Source organism: Acetobacter estunensis, assembly GCF_019083805.1.
Taxonomy (GTDB): Bacteria; Pseudomonadota; Alphaproteobacteria; order Acetobacterales; family Acetobacteraceae; genus Acetobacter; species Acetobacter estunensis_A.
On the sequence record NZ_JAHRDV010000002.1, the window covers coordinates 260717 to 279208 of the forward strand.

Below are 18492 nucleotides of genomic sequence, written 5' to 3' on the forward strand. Positions count from 1 at the left end.
GCGGGACTGATGAGTGACACAGGAACAACATCCGTGAATCGTCTGGCGGGGCCGATGCTGGAACTGGCGGATGCGACACCCGTTTTCGATGAAAGCGGCATGCCGCCGACGCCATTGACGCTGCGACTGATGCCGGGCGAATGCGTGATCGTGGAAACGCGGGACATGACGCGGGCCACTGTCTTTGCGGATCTGTGCTCGGGTATGATTCATCTGCTCAAGGGCAATGTCCGGTTCATGGGACTGGACTGGACGGAGTTGAATGACCGGCGTCGCAACGCGCTGCGAGGGCGGATCGGTCGCATCACCCGCCGCGCGATCTGGAGCAACCTGTTCGGCACCCATGTCGCGATGATGCTCAAGCAGTTGCATCACACGACGATACCGCTGGAGACCGTCACGACGGACACCGAGCATTTGTGCGAGCGTTTCGGTCTGCCGGGTATTCCCACCGATGTGCCCGGCCGCCTTTCGGAAGCGGACATCGTGCGTGCGGCCTGTGTGCGTGCCTTTCTCGGCAAGCCGCAGCTCCTTCTTCTGGAAGACCCTCTGGAGACAAGCCCTGTGGATCTTTCGCAACCCTTTCTGGAATCCCTCACCGAGGCCCGCGACCGGGGGGCTTCCGCCATCTGGTTCGTACGTGACCCGACTGTGTGGCAGCGCTACCGACAGGCGATCAATGGCCAGTGGCGCCTTGCGGATGACGGACTCATGACGATACGGATGCGCTGATGTTTCAGATCAGGTTACGCCAGAAGGGCCGCCCCCTTATTCATCTCCGCTATGCCGATGAGTGGGTGGGCCTGCTCGTCCTGATCAGCATTGTCGTTTTTGCGGCGGCGGTGATCGAGGCCGGCGTGTTGAGCGACTGGCTGAGTCCGCCGGCACGGCTGCGAGTGGTGCTGCCCGAAACCGGCGTGGGCGGTCTTGCCGTTGGTGGGGATGTGCAGATCCTTGGTGCGCATGCCGGCACCATTCGCGGCATCAAGCTCAATCCTACGGGGCGGATGTATGCGCTTGTTGACCTCGACCCACAGGTGGAGCCTTTCATCAAGCGCGACAGCACTGCTGTCATCCGCAAGCAGTTCGTGGTGGCGGGTGCGAGTTATCTTGATCTGACACGTGGCAGTGGTGAGGCGATGGACTGGAAATACGCCGTCATTAACGCCGTGACGGAACCCAGCCCCACCGACATGATCACGCAGACGCTCAAGAACATTCAGGCCGAGGTCATGCCGGCCATCGCCAGCGCCCGTCACATGATGGCGCAGCTTGATGATACGATTTCCGACATGCACGCGGGCAAGGGCAGCGTCGGCCAGTTGATGACCAACGACGATCTGATCCGCAAGGCGGAGAGCACCATCGTCTCTCTTAATGACGTCATCAATCGTCTTAAGCCGCAGGAGGCGCAGCTTCAGGCCATCCTGAAAAAGACTGACGCCACCATGGCAAACGTGAAATCCGCGACGCACGATCTCAAGACGGCCACGCCACGTCTGCCATCGATCACGCGCAATGTTGATGACACGCTGGCCGATGCGCCGGCGCTCCTGACGCAGGCGCAGACCACCCTCTACACGCTCCAAAAGCTGACGGACCAGTTGCGCAGTCTCTGGCTGCTGGGCGGCCATAGCACCAGCCAGTCGGCCAAGAGGCTTCCCGCGCGGAGAGTCTCGCCATGAGGCCGATGAAATACCGACTGCTGTTTGCACTGCCGCTTTGCGCCGCACTGGCAGGATGCAGCGGCGGCGGCAATCAGGATCAGGGCGTGCAGGTACGCAATGCCGCGTGGCAGCAGGCCATGGATGCGGGGCAACAGGCACTCGCCATCGGGCGTTATTCCGTGGCGGAACGGGAATACCGTGAGGCGTCTCGTCTTGCGCTGCGTGACGATGACCCGCAGGGTATTGCTGATTCCTCCTACAACCTCGCCGTGACCCAGCTTTCCGCCGACAAGCCGACCGATGCTCTGGAAACGGTGCAGAATGCGCGCGCTGCACTTGAGATCCGCTCCGTCGGGATTCAGGCGCAAACGGCTGGAACGGAACAGAAAACAGCGGCAATGGGTACCAGCGCGCTCGATCTCGTGGCGGCTGGGGCTTATTCGCGGCTGGGGCGCTTGGCCGAAGCCGCCGATATGGCGCGACGGGCCGAACAATCCACGGAAACCGATATCAACCAACGTGCAACATTCATTGCCGGAATCGTGGCAGCTCGACGCTCGGATTCCGCAACGCTTGCGGCCAGCCTCCAGAGCCTGTCGTCATTGCCTCAGCCTCATTCGCTCGATGTGCAGGGAGATGTCGCCGCTCTGCAGGCACTGACACTGCTCCACACGGACCCGGCCCGCGCGCAGGAACTGGCGGCGCAGGCCGTGGAGCTTCGCCGGAAGAATGGTGATGATCGGGCCATGATTCACGCCATGGCACTCGAAGCGCAGGCGGCGAAAGCAGCCGGGCACCCTGATGTGGCGTCAGCGCTACTCGCACGCGCGGCGCAGGGGCAGGCGGCCCGCAGCGCCACGACCGGACAGAATGATCCACTGGCCATTCAGTATATGAACGAAGCGGGACTCTCGCTGCCGCTTCAGCCCTTTGCGGTCAAGGAAACAGACAAATGAATATGAACCGCAAACCTCGTGCGCGGCGAATAAAACAGGTCGTGTGGGGGATGCTTCTTATTCTGCCGCTTGTGGCGTTGGAGGCCTGTTCGAGCGACGATCCCAATCTGGACAGCCACACCCATTATCACGCCAAGCATTACAAGGGGCCGAAAATACCGTCATGGTACAAGCCCCCAAAGACGCCCTGATCGCAGATCTCAGGTGAGTGTCAAAGACGTGTGGCGTTCAAGAAACCGGGCGTCTTTTTCATCAAGACCTTCGAGACGAACATCATAGCCACGTCCGCGCAGTGTCGTGACGATGTTCTCCACGGTGCTTGTTCCGGTAATATCCCACAGATGAGCGTCATGCAGGTCGATCACAACCGGCCTGTGTCCCGGAGCGCTCTTCATGTCCGCACGCAGGATGGCGTCTTCGAGCAGTTCCGCTGAGGCAAAGAAAATATCGCCATGCACCACATGGCGGATGGTGCCATCGCTCGGGTCGGTCCGCGATGTCACCCGCACCATGGCGGAGACATTCGAAGCGAAGAACACACCGCTCAGCAGCACACCCACAGCCACACCGGCCGCCAGATCGTGCGTCAGCACCACGACAATGACGGTGATGACCATCACGGTGCTGGCCAGACGCGGATGGACCACTAGATCTTTCAGCGATGACCACGAGAACGTGCTGACAGAGACCATGATCATGATCGCCACAAGGGCCGCCACCGGCACCCGTGCGACCAGCGGACGAAGCGCCACCATCAGCACCAATAGAAAGACGCCGGCCATCAGTGTGGAGAGACGCCCTCGGCCGCCGTAACGCACATTGCCGACCGTCTGTCCGATCATGCCACATCCCGCAATGCCACCGAACAGCCCTGCGGCCAAATTGGCCAGTCCGAGACCGATGGATTCACGGCGCTTGTTGGACGATGTTCCGGTCAGATCATCCACCACCCGCGCTGTCATGAGGCTTTCCAGAAGACCGACCATGGCCATGGCCAGCGCATAGGGAAAAATGATTTCCAGCGTCTCGCCCGTGAACGGCAGGTGAGGGACGGTGAACGTCGGCAGCCCGTCGGGCAGATGCCCTAGATCAGCAACGGTGGCGACCGGCATGGGATGGAGGACGAGGATACCCGTGAGCACGACGATGCAGATGAGAGGCGAGGGGATTGCCGTAAAGACACGTGGCACGAGATAGATGATGGCAAGACCGAGCGCGATCAGCGCCCATGTGTGCCATGTCACATGCTGCATATGTGGCAATTGGGCCGAGAAGATCAGAATGGCGAGGGCGTTCACGAACCCGGTCCGCACCGGCCGTGAGACAAAGCGCATCAGCACATGCAGTTTCAGTAGACCGAAAACAACCTGAATGGCACCGCAGAGTAGCGTGGCCGCCAGCAAATAGGCCACACCATGCGCATGCACCAGACCGGCCGCGACGAGCGCCACCGATCCCGCGGCCGCCGAGATCATAGCCGGACGCCCGCCTGTAAACGCGATGACGATACTGATGACGAAGGAGGCATAGAGGCCGACGGAAGGATCGACGCCAGCCGCGAAGGCAAAGGCGATCACTTCCGGAATGAGCGCGAAAGTGGCCACCATGCCTGCAAGGCTTTCGCGAAGCGGATTGGCTTTCCAGCCAGTCGCGTCGTGGGTCATCGTCTGTTCCTGTATGTGAGGCGACAGAGGCCGCCAGTTTCTGGTTTTCCGAAGCGAAGAAAATCAGGCAGCTTTACGGATGGCTGCCATTTCTCTCACACGCCGGGTGACGTTCTTCACCACGCTTTCCCAGTCCCTTGGACGGGGCTGACGAAAGATCGTGAGATCGGGATACCAGATGGAATCCGTGCGTCCAGACAGCCAGCGCCAGCAATTGTCGAAACGGTCCATCAGTAGAACTGGTTTCCCCAGTCCTCCCGCGAGATGCACCACCGAAGTGTCCACGGACACGAGCACATCGATGCCCATGAGAAGCGCTGCTGTGTCGTCCATCGAGTGGACATGGGGCATGGGATTATAGAGCGTCATGCCGGCTGGAAGCGTCGTTCCCTGTGTGGCGTAAGGGCCCTTCTGAAAACTGATGAGATTGATGCCGCGGAGCTTGGCCAGTGGTGCCAGTGTGGCAAGCGGCATGGAACGCTTGCGATCGAGCATCATGGCCGTTGTCATATGGCGCCGTGGCGCGCCTCCCCAGACAAGACCGACATTCAGTCGTCCGTTCTGGGGAAGCAGCGGGGCGAAACGCTCCACCAGTTCTTCGTCCGCTTTCAGATAGGGGACAGGCGCTCCCATCGCGTCCGGCGTCGCCATGAAGACGCGCGGAAGGCTTATGAAAGGACAATGCCAGTCATAATCGGGGCATGTGCTCCCCATGTACACTTTTGCCACCCCCTCGACCCTGCGGCACAGGGAGGCCAGAGAGTTGGGCACCCAGAGGGAGACGATCGCGCCGCGTCGCGCAAGAGGCGCGATATAGCGGAGATACATCAATGTATCGCCCAAACCTTCTTCCTGAGTGATGAGGACGCGGCGACCACGCAGCTCCACATCGTCCGTCAGGGCCGGAAGCATTCTCTCAGGTGGAAGATTGGTGTGCCCCGGCAGTCTGAGCCGCCATTCATGCTCGCTCCACCCCTGCGCGAAACGTCCGGCTTTGAGCAGGGCAACCGAGTGATTCAGTCGAATGACGGCGTTACCGGGTTGCCGCTGAAGGGCCGTGCGATAGAGGGCGAGGGATGCATCGGGTTCGTTGAGCGCAGAGTGAATACAGGCGAGGTTGGAGAGAGCCACCGCATTGTCTGGTGTCATGTCCAGCACGGAGCGGAAAATGCGACTGGCTTCCTCGATGTCTCCGCGCTCAAGAAGGGCAATGGCCTTGAGGTTACGAGTGTACTGGGCATGCGGCCGGATGGCGAGGCTGCGATCGAGTATGTCCAGCGCTTCGTCATACTCGCCAAGATGACTCAGAAGATCGCCTAGCGCGTCAAGGATACGTGGATCGTCCGGCACTCTGCGAACCAGTGCCCGCAGCACATTCAAGCTGTCCGCGCGCCGATCCAGTTGACCGAAAAGCGTTACGAGATCGCTGGCCGCATGACGTCCGCTGTCGTTGGACAGACCTACTGCCATGAGAGACGTCGCCGCATGCTCATATTCGCCGCATCCGGCGTGGGCGCAAGCCAACAAAAAATCCGCCCGGGCATTGCCCATGCCACCGAGAGGCAGAAGCACACCCCGCGTTGCTTGAAAATGTCCGGCTTTGAGTTCGACTTCAGCTCGACGCAGAAGCACATCCATGTCTGCGGCTTGCGGGAACGCAGGCCCGACAGGCTGCTCAGGAAATGCCACCACGTCGAACCTGTTCCGCTCAGGCCGCTTTCATGATCGCTGTGAGCGATTCCAGAACATCGGCGGGCTCTTTCTTCTCCAGCACGGCAACCTCGGCCACAAACCGTTCCTGTGCGGCCTCGAAAAGCTTGCGCTCGCTGAAACTGCCATCCAGACTGTCGACATTCCGGCGCAGGTCGCGCAGCACTTCCGCAATCTGTACAAGGTCGCCGGAGTTGATCTTTTCCTGATAGGCAACTGCGCGGCGAGCCCACATTCCCTTGCTCACATGCGGCTTGCCCTTGATGATCGCCATGGCCTTGTCCACGATCTCGCGGGAGACGATCTTGCGCAGACCGGCTTTGCGCGCCTTTGTCAGCGGGATGCGCAGGGTCATCTGATTGCCGGGGAAGGAGATCTGGATCACCTCCAGCTTGGTCCCGGCGATCTCGTCCACTCCGATACGATCGACGCGGCCCACGCCGTGTGCGGCGTAAACGATGGAGTCACCTTCCTGGAAAGGATCTTCGTCTTTTACCTTGGTCTTTGCCTGAGCAGCCGTCGTCGCAGCCGCTGTTCGTGCCATGGCGTCGGTGACGCCGCCTTTCGGTGGGGATCTGAATGTGCTCATGTTGCCTGTCTTTATCACAAAAACGCGCTCCTGTCTTGGGGGCGCCGCTCCCCTCGGACAGGCTGCCATGTGACGAATAAGTCCACGGTAGAGAAAAGGTTGCGCGCCGATTGATGAAAATCAGACTTGCTGTGAGAGTTATTGACAAACGATAGAGGCAGGTTTGGTGCCTTTTACTCCGACTGCTCACGCCATCACACGCATCGTGTGGATGAGGTCAAATAATCAGAAGAACAGAACTGCGCCAGCCGACATGGAGTTGTCTTTGCCCCGGTTGCCATTATGGGCAATGGATTCGGTGTGGCTGTATTCTCCCACAAGCTGGAGCCAGTCCGTCAGCTTGTAAAATACGGCTCCAACCTCCGATTCATTGCGTCGCACAAGGATCGGATTGATTTCCTGCGGCCCGGAATAGAGGTTGCTGACGCCATAGCTTCCCGCAATGCGGAAGCGTTTATTGAACGAGTAGGTGGCCTGCACGTAGTAACCTTCAGAATCGCGCTTATGACCGCCCGGATCGATACCGTCAAAGAACAGGCCCGTCGTGCCAAGACCACTACCTCGATAGTAATAGGCGAGGCCTTCAAAGCCTTTGTAATCCACTTTGGCGCCGACTTCCCCGGCTTCCACAGTAGCGCTGCGCTTGGCGCTTTCAGGAATGAAGGAGGAATAGAGTCGCTGCTGATGCTGGATCAGGAAGCCGGCCCAGAGATGCGTCTTGATCTCGCCAACCGTGAAATCGTAGGTCACTTTACCTTGGACCATAGGCGCGCCGTGATGTGTGGACTGCGCGGACAGAGCATCGGTGCCACCAGTACTGTTGGTCACCCCGCCTGCAAAATTGAATTCATCCAGCGGCTGAAGAATACCGATGGTGCCCTGAAAACCGCTGATGGTCGGCGTCTGATAGGAAATCTGCGGTATCCAGTCGGCGTAGAGATAACCTACACCGATGCGACCGAGCGATGTATTGCCCGGAGCGGAATTGCCGCCGATGGAGCCAAGAGTAATGAGCGTGGCGTCAGACAGGATGGCGTCGGAGCCGAAGATGCCAAGATCGCGTCCGATCTTGATGGTGCCCATCTTCTTGTTGCCGAACGTCATGTAAACCTGACGAAAATCGATACCCGGCGTTCCAAGCGCTACCGCGCTACCGCCCGAATTGGCGTTCATGGCGCCGGGTTTGTTGTTGTCCATGCCCGGATACATGCCGAACACGGCCTGAATGTCATAACCTTCTTGTCGCGTGCTGATCTTGGTGATCAGACCCGCCGGGAGATAACCATTGCGGATGGCGGACGCATCGAACTTGCTGCCACCAGCACCAGCCGATGTGCCGCCAGCCACCATTTTTCCGTAAGCATTGTCGTAAGTGTAGAACCCATTGACAAAGCCGGAGAAATTGATGTCCACCGGACCTGCATGGAACGTCAGCCCCTTGCCGGGAACATAATTGTCCATCCGGATAATGCTTGTGTCATGCATGGCCGCGCGGGCCGCGAGCATGGATTGTCGGGCGTCACGCGCGCTCGCCGCGGCACTCATGGCGGCATCGTTGGCATCGACGAAAACAGGCGTGACATCTCCATCCGGGGAGGCCGCATACTGACCCGTCACATGCCCGGCGCTTGCCAGTCGTGTTCCCCCGTTACGTGCGGCACGCAGGCGGGCAGGGGAGCCGGTATCACGCGTGCTCTGGACAACACGCCGCGTCTGCGCCGCATCCTCGGCAATATGCCGCTGGTGCTTGAGTTTGAGTGCCCCATACTCACCTTGAGTCAGGCTGCCTTTGACGCGCAAAATATCAAGCAGGTCCGTGTACTCATCAGCCCGCGCAGCAACGGGCGCGCCAAAAGCGAGCGAGCCGACCAGAAGGCCAAGCCCAAGCGGACGACCGAGACGGGCAGCGAAGCTATTCTCCGCCTCGGATGTGCCGGAGCATGACGCCATCGAAATGTCGATCAATCTGGTCCTCATTTCCGCTGCGCCCGCTACTTTCCATCAGTCGTGACAGACCACCTGTGTCTGCGTTCAACCACACCTCCGATATCGGGCGAGTGTGACAGAATGGTAATGAGGGTCAATCGGCAGATGACAAAATGTGCGATCATCTGATCGTGATCGCATAGGGAAATAGGCCCAAAAATCAGAGCTGAATACCGTTTTTCACCGGGATGGGAGGCAACGGTGCGTCTCCGATGGATTGAAGGAGGTCGGTCTCGATGCCACGAGCCATGGTGGCCATCGGAAGAGCATGTGGAGATGCCCTGAATGGCTCCTGAAGATCACCGCCCATCTTGTCGAGCACCACAAAGAGCACTCCCACGAGCGAAGACCCCAAAGGGGTGAGCCAGCCGAGAGTCTGCACGGCCGAGATCGGCAGGACGATGCAGAACACATTGGCCAACACACGGGGGACCGCCGAATATTGAATCGGAAGGGGGGTCTTTCGGATACGTTCAAGTCCGCCTTGGGCATTGGCCAGATCGGAGAGGATGCGGTCGATCTGGCCATGGAGAGCGCCATCGATTCCAAGCCTGGTCGATTCTTCCGTCACGCCACGTCCCAGTTCGAGCAGGATTCCATTGGGCTGATTGACCCATCCATGGATGCGCTGTGCCATTTCAGGCGGCAACAGCCGCGCGATATCCTCCGAAGCATCAATTTCCCCCAATGCCTGTCGCAGGGCGTGGGGGTAGGCGGCCATGGCCCGCACAAGATCCTTGCGCCCACCAAGAATGGTGACAACCTGCCTGCCAAAGGAACGGGAATTGTTGGTAACGGCACCCCAGAGCGTCCGGCCTTCCCACCAGCGGGCATAGGCGGAGTTGTTGCGCACGTTCATGAACAGTGCGATGGCCGAACCGATCAGGGACAGGGGCAAGCCCGGGATTTCCATCCATTCCTGATGAAAGAGCTGGTAGAGAACCACGACAGCGAAGTCCCACGCTGCCAGAAGCACAAGCGCTCCCATGCTTTCACGCATGAGCACGAGAAGACCGATCCGTTTGTTGACGATCATCCTGTCCGGTTACTCCCAAGCGGATAGTGTGTGCCCGGAAGTGTTTGCACAGGGTTGAAAGCGCGACAACGGAGCTTGTCGATCACGTCGCAGGCAACACATGTTTTGTCATCATCTCTCGCAGTGAAAAATCAGCCTCACCGAGGAGATGATGATATTTCGCGTGAAGACGGATACTGTGGAGTGAAATGGGACGACATCTCGGTGCCGCGCCATGTAGTCACGCCCGTGAGTTGGCATAATATATCTTATGCGACTTTCGGATGTCAGCGCCGTTTATCCCAAGAGCCTGATAGTCTCTCCCTCTATGAACGGTTCGGCAGACCGGCAATCTGGAACCCTTGCCGCATGGCGGACCGAGTGGCATTGCTCCCGGGCCATTCAGTTCGTCTTCATGTCAAAAAGGATGCCTACCTGCCATGCTGGATCGTCTCTATGCGCGCGTGCGAGCGCACGCCGCCGGACCACAGGCTCCCTTCTGGCTGGCGCTCCTTGCCTTCTCCGAAGCAAGCTTCTTCCCCATTCCGCCCGATGTCCTGCTGATCCCCATGACACTCGCCAATCGCCGGCGCGCTTGGATCAATGCGGCGATCGCCACCTTGGCAAGTGTGGCTGGCGGTCTGTTGGGATGGTATATTGGCGCTGTTCTCCTTGAGACAGTCGCGAAACCGATCGTGCATTTCTATCACGCTGAAGGCCGACTGGTGGCGCTGCAGGAAATGTTTCGTAAATGGGGTGTATGGATCATCATGATCAAAGGGCTGACGCCCATCCCCTATAAGTTTGTCACCATCGCCAGTGGAGCCGCACACTTCCCTCTCCTGCCCTTTATGGTGGCCAGTCTTGTCACACGTGGAGCCCGTTTCTTCCTGATAGCTGGTCTTCTGAAGCGCTATGGTGCCCCTATCGAGAGCTTCATTGAGCGGCGTCTACCGTTGGTCTGCGGCATCTTTGCCGTGCTCCTGGTTGGTGGAATAGTGGTGATGGCGCATCTGTGACGTCAAACCGCCCAATGTTTAGACATTGCATGTGTCGGACACGCGGCGGAACGTGATATCACTTTTCCGATTTCTCATGGCTGCCATGATAAAGAGATAATCACCGTAATCCGTGGCCTCATGAGCCAGTTCTCTCGGCGGCATACTTTAAATTTTTAACCACCCTCACCATTTGCACGGAAAATTGTGAGCCAGCGAAATCGGAAGAGCATTGCATGAACGGCTGGAGGGCTTTGTGAAGATAATGGCGGCTCCTGAACCCACGCGAGCACCTTTTCACATGCCTGCGGCCACGACACGGCCTGCGCTGGCACGTATGCTGGTGCAGTCGGGCGGCTGCCTGTTGACATTCAATGCCTCAACGCTTCGCCTCCAACGGAGTTCGGCCAATTCCGTTCTCTTTCTTGCCAATCCCTCGCTGTCTCTCGGCGCGGATATTTCAATGTGCATCGGCTCTTCTGCTGCACAGCGAATATGCGCGACGATTGAGGAACAGCCGTCAAGCCATCGACCGGTTCTTCTACTGGGTCTGGCGATGGGACTGCGGCATATCCCCTGCGATGTGGCTCTGCATATCGTAGGGTCCGAGTTTGTCCTGGAATGCTTTCGTGCTGGCGCACCAGCGCTTAACGGCTGTTTGATCGGCGCACTGCGCAATGCGCTTGAACGTCTGCGGGAACCTGAAAATCTACAGGGCCTTCTGGATGTCGCCGTAAAGCAGGCGCGCCTCATAAGCGAATACGACCACATCCTGCTCTACCGCTTCGACCGGAAGGAACGCCCCGTCGTGGTGGCCGATGCCTTCAGGAGTGGGCTCACAAGCCTGCGCGGTCAGTACATGACGGAAGACGATCTTCCGCCATCTATCCAGACACTCTATCGCCAGACACTCATTCGCGTGATCGAGGATATCGAAGCGCCCGAGATTGCGGTGCAGGAAAGCCCCGGCCTGCCCGAGTTCGATACGTCCTCTCTCATGCTTCGCTCCGTTTTGCCTGCCGGACGGGTCTATCTCGAAGCCTGTGGCATTAAGGCGACGATGCTTCTGGCTCTGGTCGTGGATGGACGACTATGGGGTATGCTGACCTTCCGGCACTATGAACCTCGCCCCGTCAGCATGGACGAACGCGCTATCGTGCGTATGTTCGGGGAGTATGTCGCGCTCCAGATTGCGGCCGTCACACGCACCAATCGCCTGCGGATTGCGGAACAGGCGCACGATCTCCTTCATCATTTTCTCCATAGCCAAACCGACATCGCAAGCGTGCCGCGTCGGATACGCTTAGAAGTCGAACGGTTCGCTCACTTCGTGGAATGCGATGGCGTTGGCGTGTGGATGGATGGCAAGTGGGCCACTCATGGGCACGCTCCGTCCGTGGAAGCCGTTCCTCAACTCCTTGAATGGATGCGTGAATCCGATTCAGTGGGAACGTGCTCTACGGATTCCCTGCACGATGATGCGACCGAACTACTCCCGGCCCTCCCTGATTTCGCAGGCGTCATGGCCATTCCCATTGCAACAGGCACGAAAGATTGCCTGTTTTTCTTCCGTCGGGAGCGGGAGCGTATCGTCAATCTGGCGCCCCTTGGACGGGATCCGCAGAAAGTAAGCGGTTTCCTTCAGGAGCACGTATTTGGTTACGCGCATCCCTGGACTACAGAAGATCAGGAAGCCGCCACCCAGTTGCGCGCCGCAATGATGGAAATCACAGGCGCCTATCATCAGTTTCTGCTGCGTGAGCAAGCTGAGGCCGAACGACGCCAGAAACTCGTCAACGAGGAACTCACACACAGGGTCAAGAACATTCTGGCCGTCGTCCAGTCTCTGGTCAGCCGCCCCGCTCCAGAGAATCGGACTTTCCGTGAACATTTCACGACATTGCGGGAGCGGATAAACGCCCTGGCCTTCGCCCATGACCAGATCATGGGTGAACAGGGTGGCAGTTCCCTGCGAACCCTTTTCGACGTGGAACTGGCCCCCTACCAGCTCTCACCTGAGGCGGTCACACTCAACGGACCAGATTTGTGGATGGAGGGCACAGTGCTTTCCATCATGACGCTGCTGATTCATGAACTGCTTACGAACGCTGCTAAATATGGCGCGCTTGCTACCAATACGGGCCAACTGGTGGTCGAGTGGCACCATGATCGGGCCAGCGATATGTGGCACTTCTGCTGGAAAGAAACCGGTGGACGGCCGATCCGCATCCCCATTCGGCAAGGGTTCGGATCCGTATTGCTCGAACGTGCGATAAGGCATGAACTCGGGGGGACGGCCACGCGAGACTTTCAGGCTGAAGGTGTGGTTATCCACCTTGCCGTACCCGCCCGCTTTCTTTTGCAAAAACCCATTGAAAGCACACAGAAAAACCAGCCTTTAACTGCCCCTCCGCCGGCCTCGTCCGCAAAAAAGATTACGGGCGATCTGAAGGGACGCAGGGTACTGGTTGTGGAAGATCAGATACTGATTGCCATGGAAACCGAGGACATCCTCCGCGATCATGGCGTAAGCGACGTCTGCACCGCAGCGTCTGTCAGTGAAGCACGGGCATTTCTGACCGACATGCACTCCGATATTGCCGTGCTGGATCTCAATCTGGGTGAAGGTACGTCGCTCGATCTGGCCGTTCTTCTGCGCGCGCGCGGCATACCGTTCATTTTTGCGACCGGCTATGGCAACCGCGGCGGCATACCGGACGCCTTTGCCGATGTTCCTCTCGTCCACAAACCCTACACGGGCAGCGGATTGATCAAGGCGCTCCAGACAGCCTGCGGTTGAACGCAGGAGCGGAGCGCCTATCCATCATGGAACCAGAACGGCGGCTCCTTCGAACCGACCATGCCGGAGATCGTCCAGCGCCTCGTTTGCCTTAGGCAGAGGATAGGTCGTCGTGCTCACCTTGATGCCGATCTTCGGTGCAAGTGAGAGAAAATCGATGCCGTCCTGACGTGTGAGATTGGCAATGGAGACGATCTCCCGCTCTTCCCACAGGATGTCATAGGAAAAGGCCGGAATCTCGCTCATATGGATGCCGGCGCAAACCACGCGGCCTCCTTTGCGGATGGCTTTGAGGGCCGCCGGCACCAGAGCCCCCACAGGCGCGAAGATGATGGCGGCGTCCAACGGTTCCGGTGGAAGTTCATCGGAGCCACCCGCCCAGACAGCTCCAAGCGAACGTGCAAAGTCCTGCGTTTTCGTGTCGCCCGGGCGCGTAAAGCCGTAAACCTCGCGCCCCTGCCATTTCAGAACCTGCGCAATGATGTGCGCGGCGGCACCGAAACCATACAGACCGATTTTCTTGCCATTTCCTGCATGCGACAGGGAACGCCAGCCAATCAAACCGGCGCAGAGAAGAGGTGCCAGCGAGACATCGTTTCCCACCTCCCCCAAAGGAAAGGCGTAACGCGCATCCGCAACCGTCACCGTGGCATAGCCGCCATTGCGGGTGTAGCCGGTGAAGAGAGGGTGATCGCAGAGATTCTCTTTGCCTTCATCGCAGTAATAGCAATGGCCGCAGGTGTGCCCCAGCCACGGGATGCCCACCCTCTCCCCAATCTTGAGATCGGTCACACCGGAGCCGAGCGCGTCAATCCGTCCGACAATTTCATGACCGGGAATGATTGGCAGTTTCGGATGCGTCAAATCGCCATCCACCACATGCAGGTCCGTGCGACAGACACCGCATGCCCCTACTTTCACACGAATCTGCCCCGGACCGGGCTGCGGATCGGGTAACTCGACCCATTCAAGCGGCGTGCGGGGCTTTGAGAGCTGCATTGCGAACATAACGACCTCGGCAATCGGTTCGGACAATGAAGAGCAGCATACGCCGATCCGGCACTGCGTCTAATCGTTCCGTGCGTTTGTCGTGTCGTGACAGGAATGCGCCGACAGGCCAGCACCCCATTCCTTTCCCAAGAGAAGACAGTGTAGGCTTACTTTTTTCTGTCATCCGTCAGGGCCATATGTTCTTTCTTTTCAAGGTTATCCTGTCCGGCCTGATGATCGCGCTGGCATCCAGCATTGCGCGACGGTTCCCGGCAGCGGGCGCTCTTGTCGCATCCCTCCCCCTCGTCTCCGTTTTCGGAATGCTCTGGCTATGGCTGGAGACGCACGACGCGCAACGCATGGAAACCCATGTCTTCGCGACGTTCTGGTACGTCATTCCCTCTCTTCCGATGTTTCTGCTCATTCCGTGGCTGATGAAACATGGAACAGGATTCTACGTCGCTCTTCTTCTGGGCTGCATTCTGACGTTTGTGCTCTATCTGCTGACCATGCACCTCGTGCGTCGAATGGGGATGCCGTTGTGAGGGAGACAACGAAAGCCACCTCCCATCCGAACACCGCAACACCAAGCGTCAGAACGAAGCCGTTAGGCTGACGTTGAAAGACCGGCCCATTCCCGCCACCGGCCCCAGTGGCAGGCCGGTGGCTTTGTAATCCCCGATCCCGAGGCCACCCAGCGGCAGATAGTATTTCTGGTTGAAGATGTTCTCGATGCTGGCATCCAGCAGGAAATTACGCCACCGATAGCTGCCACCAAGCCCTAACAACGCATATCCCGGTGTGTGAGGTTCCGCGCGCACCCAGTCTACCGTGCTTTTGCGCTTCACAAGTGTGACTTCCACACGACCGGACCAATTGTGCCATGTCTCGTGCAGGCTGATCGAACCGTTGGTGGGCATCTGCTGGTAAAGACCGGAGTGATTGACCAGATCCTGCCCGCGCACCCAGTTGACGTTCGCCCGCAATTCGCCTGTGCCGTAGGCTTCGCTTTTCCACAGACGACGACGGCCCGAAGCGTTGATTCCGTAGCTCTGGGCATTGTGATTGACGAACTGAAGCTTCTGCCGTCCGTCTGAGAACGAACCGATCCGCATCACGTTGATGTAGTTATGAGTGTAGGTGTAGTACGGCTGCACCTTCACCTCCCATGCATCGTCGGTCGGGTCGTGCCATGTCACGGTGACGCTTGCCGTATTTGCCACCTCAGGAGAAAGGTGGAGGTTACCGACGTAACCGTTCCCGTCTCCGAACCAGCCGATCATGCTGCTTGTCATGCCGCCGCGTCCCCAAGCGTATCGTTCGTACATATTGGGAGAGCGCGTCTTGCGAGCATAGCCTCCCTCAATCGACAGGCTGTCGAGCGGCTTCCAGCGCACGAGCGCCGTCACATCGAAATTGGTGTCCGTGCGACCATGTTTCTCGGCATTGAACGCACGCGCGGCCGCAGCATCCGCCATCGACATCATGCCGGTCCAGGAATAGGGAGAGACATCGCCCGTATTCATCATCACCAAATCGTTGCGAAAACCGAGTTGGGTGGAAAGACGCGGCAGCCAGCGCGCGTCCCATTCCACGAAATGACCGAGACGATCACGGTGTCCATTGTTGATGTTGTGTAGCGTGTTCGGCCCCATCATCATGCTGCCGGGCAGAGCTGGCCACCAGTCATTGAGGCCGTTGTGGTCGAATTCGCTGCCGAGCTTGAGCGTGTGCGACGGACCCAGAGGAATGGTGGCTTTCAGCGAATAACCCACGGAACGGGCGTCCGTATTCATGGGCATGCCGGTGGTGGCAGTATGGCCGCCCTTGTCGTTCATCATGTTCATCACATGATCGACCCGCTGCCACCATGCGCGGGCATCCAGCGTGCCCCAGTCGAACTCCCCCTTGTATTTGCCGTTCACGTAGGTCGAACGGTTGTTGGTCATGTCCATCCACTGATTGGGAAAGCCTTCGTAGGGAATATCCTGCTGACCGAAGGTGATGGACGCCAGATGGTTGTCCTTGCGAAAACCGGCCGTGATCGCGTGGTTGAAGGTGAGATAGCTGGTGGAGCGGACCTGCCGCCCGCTGCCGCCCGCACGATAGTTGCTCGCATGGGCATAAGAGCCAGTGTAGCGCAGGCTGAACATGTCGTTGGCAACCGTGAGAGAGCCGGATGCGCCCGAGCCGCCCCCGTTGCTGCGATAATCGCCCCGCACATGACCGGTCACAAGCAGCTTGCCATTGGAGGAAAAGATCGGATCCCGCCGCTCGACCTGAATGGTGCCGCCAATACTGTCGCCACCGATGCTGACGGGTGTGATTCCCGCGATGGCGACGGCCGTGGACACAGAATCAGGGTCCACATACGACAGAGCCGGATTCATGTGATTGGGACAGGCTGCATCAATACGCATGCCGTCCACGATGGTCGCTACCCGGTCGTCGGCCATACCGTTGAGAACCGGAAGCGCCGAAACGCCCCCCGCAGAATAACTGCTGAACCCCAGACTGTGACGAAAGAGATTGGTGGTGTCCGGGCTGTGCTCGGACGACTTGCGAATGGCCGTGACGATGATGTGTTCAACCTTACCGGACTCCGCCGTCTTCGGAGCGCTGTCCTTTCGGGCCGACACTGCCTCTTTCGCGGAAGGATTAGGTGTGGAGGCCGTATTGGACAGAAGCTGGGCACGATGCGCCGTCTCAGCATGAGCCGGGATAATCAGAAACACAAACAGCGGCACGCAGGCGCTTATGACGCCAAGCGACCCGGTCGACAGCGCATGGCCGCCGCGGGAAGAGATGAAAGCAGACATGAAGGTCTGTCCTGATGCGGGCGTGAAAACTGGTCACGTTCCACTTCCGGACAGGCGCGCGAACGCCCATCTGGCAGCATGGCCGTGACGAGGAAAAGCACGTCAGGTCAGGATGGGAGGTCCGGTCGCTGGCGGAACGGCCAGCGTGAAGGCGGGCGGCGCGCGTGGCTGACGATGCCGACGCCGCATGGCAAGCCACGCCGAGGAAATACTGGGAAGGAAGACAAAACTTCCCACTAGAACGCCGAACAGCAGAAGCAGCGGGCACAGAGGGCAATCCGCATCGTGCCCGCTACCGTGATCATGCTCGGCATGATCGGCTGCCATCATCGCATCGTGAGATGACGGCTCCATGCTCATGTCATGATGAGAATGGGTATGAAACGCGGGAGAGTGATTAAAAGCGGGCGACGTGGAAACACCCGCAACAGAGCCGATATCGATTCCCGTCAGCCGCAGGATCGCTCCACGCGGCGTATCTCCGGGCAGCATCACTCCCTGAAGGGCGATCTGCCCCCAGAAACCAATGAGAGTGAGCGCCACGATCAGCCATTTCAGACTTTTCGAGCGTGCTGCATGAAACGAAACGGTCATGATGCACAATAGGGCTGTCGCCCTGGTAACTCCTCTGCTTTCCTTCACTCAGGGCGATGCCGAGTTGTCGGTTTCAGCTATTGCCCGTGAGTGGCGACAGAAACAACGATTTCAGTTCTGCGGCAGACGACAGCCTGGACCGATCTTGCCCGTATAGCGGGTCCACGTCCGGGTTTCCCCCAGAAGCGGGATCATGACGTAGCCGCGCAGCTTCAACACACCCGGCTCCGGCGACCATATCTGTGCCTGATAGACATTTCCCGTATCCGGATCGAGAATCTTGCCACCCAGCCGCTCGGATTTTTCTTCAAGCGGGCGAAAGCCGGTCAGCATGACAAGGTTACACTCGGACTTCCCGTCCTTGCCGGTCGGAACCGGCTCGTTGTCCTTGTAATCCAGTCCGACAAGCGTGCCGCAGATGGCATCCCCGCACGGCGCGATACGAAAAGCGCCATCGTGCTTCTCCGTGATCCACACTCCCTGCACATCCTTGGTGGGACTGCTGTTTGCCGCAACGTCCTGAGCATGCGCGGGGGGCGTCAAGGCGCCCGTCGCAAGCAGAGTGACCGCCACGAGAGAGCGCCACATTGCAGCGGCTGGAATCATTCCCGTCCGTTGTCTGTCTTTTACGAGAACAGAAGTGGTCACGTCTCTGCCTTTCCAGTTTGTCCGGCCATCGTGCCGACTCTCATGTCTGTTTATCA

Annotated in this window: 16 protein-coding genes; 7 read left to right on the forward strand and 9 right to left on the reverse strand. The window is 58.8% G+C overall.

Going from position 1 to position 18492, the window contains the following annotated elements:
- Positions 1-9 precede the first annotated feature (9 nt).
- Genes KUA11_RS03980 through KUA11_RS03995 form a run of 4 tightly spaced genes read left to right on the forward strand, consistent with a single transcriptional unit; the run spans position 10 to position 2814 of the window.
- A complete protein-coding gene (locus KUA11_RS03980; protein WP_166312787.1) occupies positions 10-732 on the forward strand; it encodes an ABC transporter ATP-binding protein in 723 nt (240 codons plus the stop codon).
- Positions 732-1685 carry an MlaD family protein gene (locus KUA11_RS03985; protein ID WP_217409078.1) on the forward strand — a complete coding sequence of 318 codons (954 nt, stop codon included), beginning with the start codon at positions 732-734 and terminating at the stop codon, positions 1683-1685. Before KUA11_RS03980 ends, KUA11_RS03985 begins: the two co-directional genes overlap by 1 nt.
- Complete coding sequence (locus KUA11_RS03990; protein ID WP_254454637.1) at positions 1682-2623, forward strand: hypothetical protein; 942 nt, start codon at positions 1682-1684, stop codon at positions 2621-2623. The genes KUA11_RS03985 and KUA11_RS03990 overlap by 4 nt, the downstream gene beginning before the upstream one ends.
- A 2-nt stretch (positions 2624-2625) precedes the next feature.
- Positions 2626-2814 carry a hypothetical protein gene (locus KUA11_RS03995; RefSeq protein WP_217409079.1) on the forward strand — a complete coding sequence of 63 codons (189 nt, stop codon included), beginning with the start codon at positions 2626-2628 and terminating at the stop codon, positions 2812-2814.
- Between the two features lie 9 nt (positions 2815-2823).
- Here KUA11_RS03995 and KUA11_RS04000 read toward each other — a convergent pair whose 3' ends face one another.
- From KUA11_RS04000 to KUA11_RS04020, 5 genes are all read right to left on the reverse strand, one after another.
- The gene (locus tag KUA11_RS04000) at positions 2824-4287 is read right to left on the reverse strand and encodes a SulP family inorganic anion transporter (RefSeq protein ID WP_217409080.1); all 1464 of its coding nucleotides are present in this window, start codon (positions 4285-4287) and stop codon (positions 2824-2826) included.
- Between the two features lie 63 nt (positions 4288-4350).
- Complete coding sequence (locus KUA11_RS04005; RefSeq protein ID WP_368040914.1) at positions 4351-5979, reverse strand: tetratricopeptide repeat protein; 1629 nt, start codon at positions 5977-5979, stop codon at positions 4351-4353.
- Positions 5980-5995: 16 nt separating this feature from the next.
- Positions 5996-6586 carry a CarD family transcriptional regulator gene (locus KUA11_RS04010; RefSeq protein ID WP_166312783.1) on the reverse strand — a complete coding sequence of 197 codons (591 nt, stop codon included), beginning with the start codon at positions 6584-6586 and terminating at the stop codon, positions 5996-5998.
- A 225-nt stretch (positions 6587-6811) separates the two neighbouring features.
- Positions 6812-8563 (reverse strand): porin family protein, encoded by a 1752-nt coding sequence (locus KUA11_RS04015; protein ID WP_254454638.1) that lies wholly within the window; start codon positions 8561-8563, stop codon positions 6812-6814.
- Positions 8564-8732: 169 nt separating this feature from the next.
- Positions 8733-9608, reverse strand: a complete 876-nt coding sequence (locus KUA11_RS04020; protein WP_217409081.1) for a bestrophin family protein — start codon at positions 9606-9608, stop codon at positions 8733-8735.
- A gap of 419 nt (positions 9609-10027) precedes the next feature.
- Here KUA11_RS04020 and KUA11_RS04025 point away from each other — a divergent pair, with 419 nt between their 5' ends.
- Complete coding sequence (locus KUA11_RS04025) at positions 10028-10606, forward strand: YqaA family protein (RefSeq protein ID WP_217409082.1); 579 nt, start codon at positions 10028-10030, stop codon at positions 10604-10606.
- A gap of 280 nt (positions 10607-10886) precedes the next feature.
- Positions 10887-13385: an HWE histidine kinase domain-containing protein gene (locus KUA11_RS04030; RefSeq protein WP_217409083.1), complete on the forward strand. Its 2499-nt coding sequence runs from the start codon at positions 10887-10889 to the stop codon at positions 13383-13385.
- 24 nt (positions 13386-13409) lie between these two features.
- Here KUA11_RS04030 and KUA11_RS04035 read toward each other — a convergent pair whose 3' ends face one another.
- Positions 13410-14393: a zinc-dependent alcohol dehydrogenase family protein gene (locus tag KUA11_RS04035; RefSeq protein ID WP_217409084.1), complete on the reverse strand. Its 984-nt coding sequence runs from the start codon at positions 14391-14393 to the stop codon at positions 13410-13412.
- Between the two features lie 179 nt (positions 14394-14572).
- On the opposite strand from KUA11_RS04035, the gene KUA11_RS04040 reads away from it, so the two are divergent.
- The gene (locus tag KUA11_RS04040) at positions 14573-14920 is read left to right on the forward strand and encodes a DUF3147 family protein (protein WP_217409085.1); all 348 of its coding nucleotides are present in this window, start codon (positions 14573-14575) and stop codon (positions 14918-14920) included.
- Between the two features lie 48 nt (positions 14921-14968).
- On the opposite strand, the gene KUA11_RS04045 is transcribed toward KUA11_RS04040, so the two are convergent.
- The 3 genes from KUA11_RS04045 to KUA11_RS04055 all read right to left on the reverse strand — a co-directional run bounded on the left by KUA11_RS04045 (position 14969) and on the right by KUA11_RS04055 (position 18436).
- On the reverse strand, positions 14969-17194 hold the full coding sequence (locus tag KUA11_RS04045; protein WP_217409086.1) for a TonB-dependent receptor: 2226 nt from the start codon (positions 17192-17194) through the stop codon (positions 14969-14971).
- A 102-nt stretch (positions 17195-17296) separates the two neighbouring features.
- Entirely contained in the window at positions 17297-17788 is a 492-nt protein-coding gene (locus KUA11_RS04050) for a DUF2946 family protein (RefSeq protein WP_217409087.1), read from the reverse strand.
- 111 nt (positions 17789-17899) lie between these two features.
- Entirely contained in the window at positions 17900-18436 is a 537-nt protein-coding gene (locus tag KUA11_RS04055) for a DUF2147 domain-containing protein (protein WP_368040915.1), read from the reverse strand.
- Between the last annotated feature and the right edge of the window lie 56 nt (positions 18437-18492).

Coding starts and splice junctions, on each gene's coding strand:
- KUA11_RS03980 (WP_166312787.1), top strand. CDS start 10: ATGAGTGACACAGGAACAACATCCGTGAATCGTCTGGCGGGGCCGATG.
- KUA11_RS03985 (WP_217409078.1), top strand. CDS start 732: ATGTTTCAGATCAGGTTACGCCAGAAGGGCCGCCCCCTTATTCATCTC.
- KUA11_RS03990 (WP_254454637.1), top strand. CDS start 1,682: ATGAGGCCGATGAAATACCGACTGCTGTTTGCACTGCCGCTTTGCGCC.
- KUA11_RS03995 (WP_217409079.1), top strand. CDS start 2,626: ATGAACCGCAAACCTCGTGCGCGGCGAATAAAACAGGTCGTGTGGGGG.
- KUA11_RS04000 (WP_217409080.1), bottom strand. CDS start 4,287: ATGACCCACGACGCGACTGGCTGGAAAGCCAATCCGCTTCGCGAAAGC.
- KUA11_RS04010 (WP_166312783.1), bottom strand. CDS start 6,586: ATGAGCACATTCAGATCCCCACCGAAAGGCGGCGTCACCGACGCCATG.
- KUA11_RS04015 (WP_254454638.1), bottom strand. CDS start 8,563: ATGAGGACCAGATTGATCGACATTTCGATGGCGTCATGCTCCGGCACA.
- KUA11_RS04020 (WP_217409081.1), bottom strand. CDS start 9,608: ATGATCGTCAACAAACGGATCGGTCTTCTCGTGCTCATGCGTGAAAGC.
- KUA11_RS04025 (WP_217409082.1), top strand. CDS start 10,028: ATGCTGGATCGTCTCTATGCGCGCGTGCGAGCGCACGCCGCCGGACCA.
- KUA11_RS04030 (WP_217409083.1), top strand. CDS start 10,887: ATGCCTGCGGCCACGACACGGCCTGCGCTGGCACGTATGCTGGTGCAG.
- KUA11_RS04035 (WP_217409084.1), bottom strand. CDS start 14,393: ATGTTCGCAATGCAGCTCTCAAAGCCCCGCACGCCGCTTGAATGGGTC.
- KUA11_RS04040 (WP_217409085.1), top strand. CDS start 14,573: ATGTTCTTTCTTTTCAAGGTTATCCTGTCCGGCCTGATGATCGCGCTG.
- KUA11_RS04045 (WP_217409086.1), bottom strand. CDS start 17,194: ATGTCTGCTTTCATCTCTTCCCGCGGCGGCCATGCGCTGTCGACCGGG.
- KUA11_RS04050 (WP_217409087.1), bottom strand. CDS start 17,788: ATGACCGTTTCGTTTCATGCAGCACGCTCGAAAAGTCTGAAATGGCTG.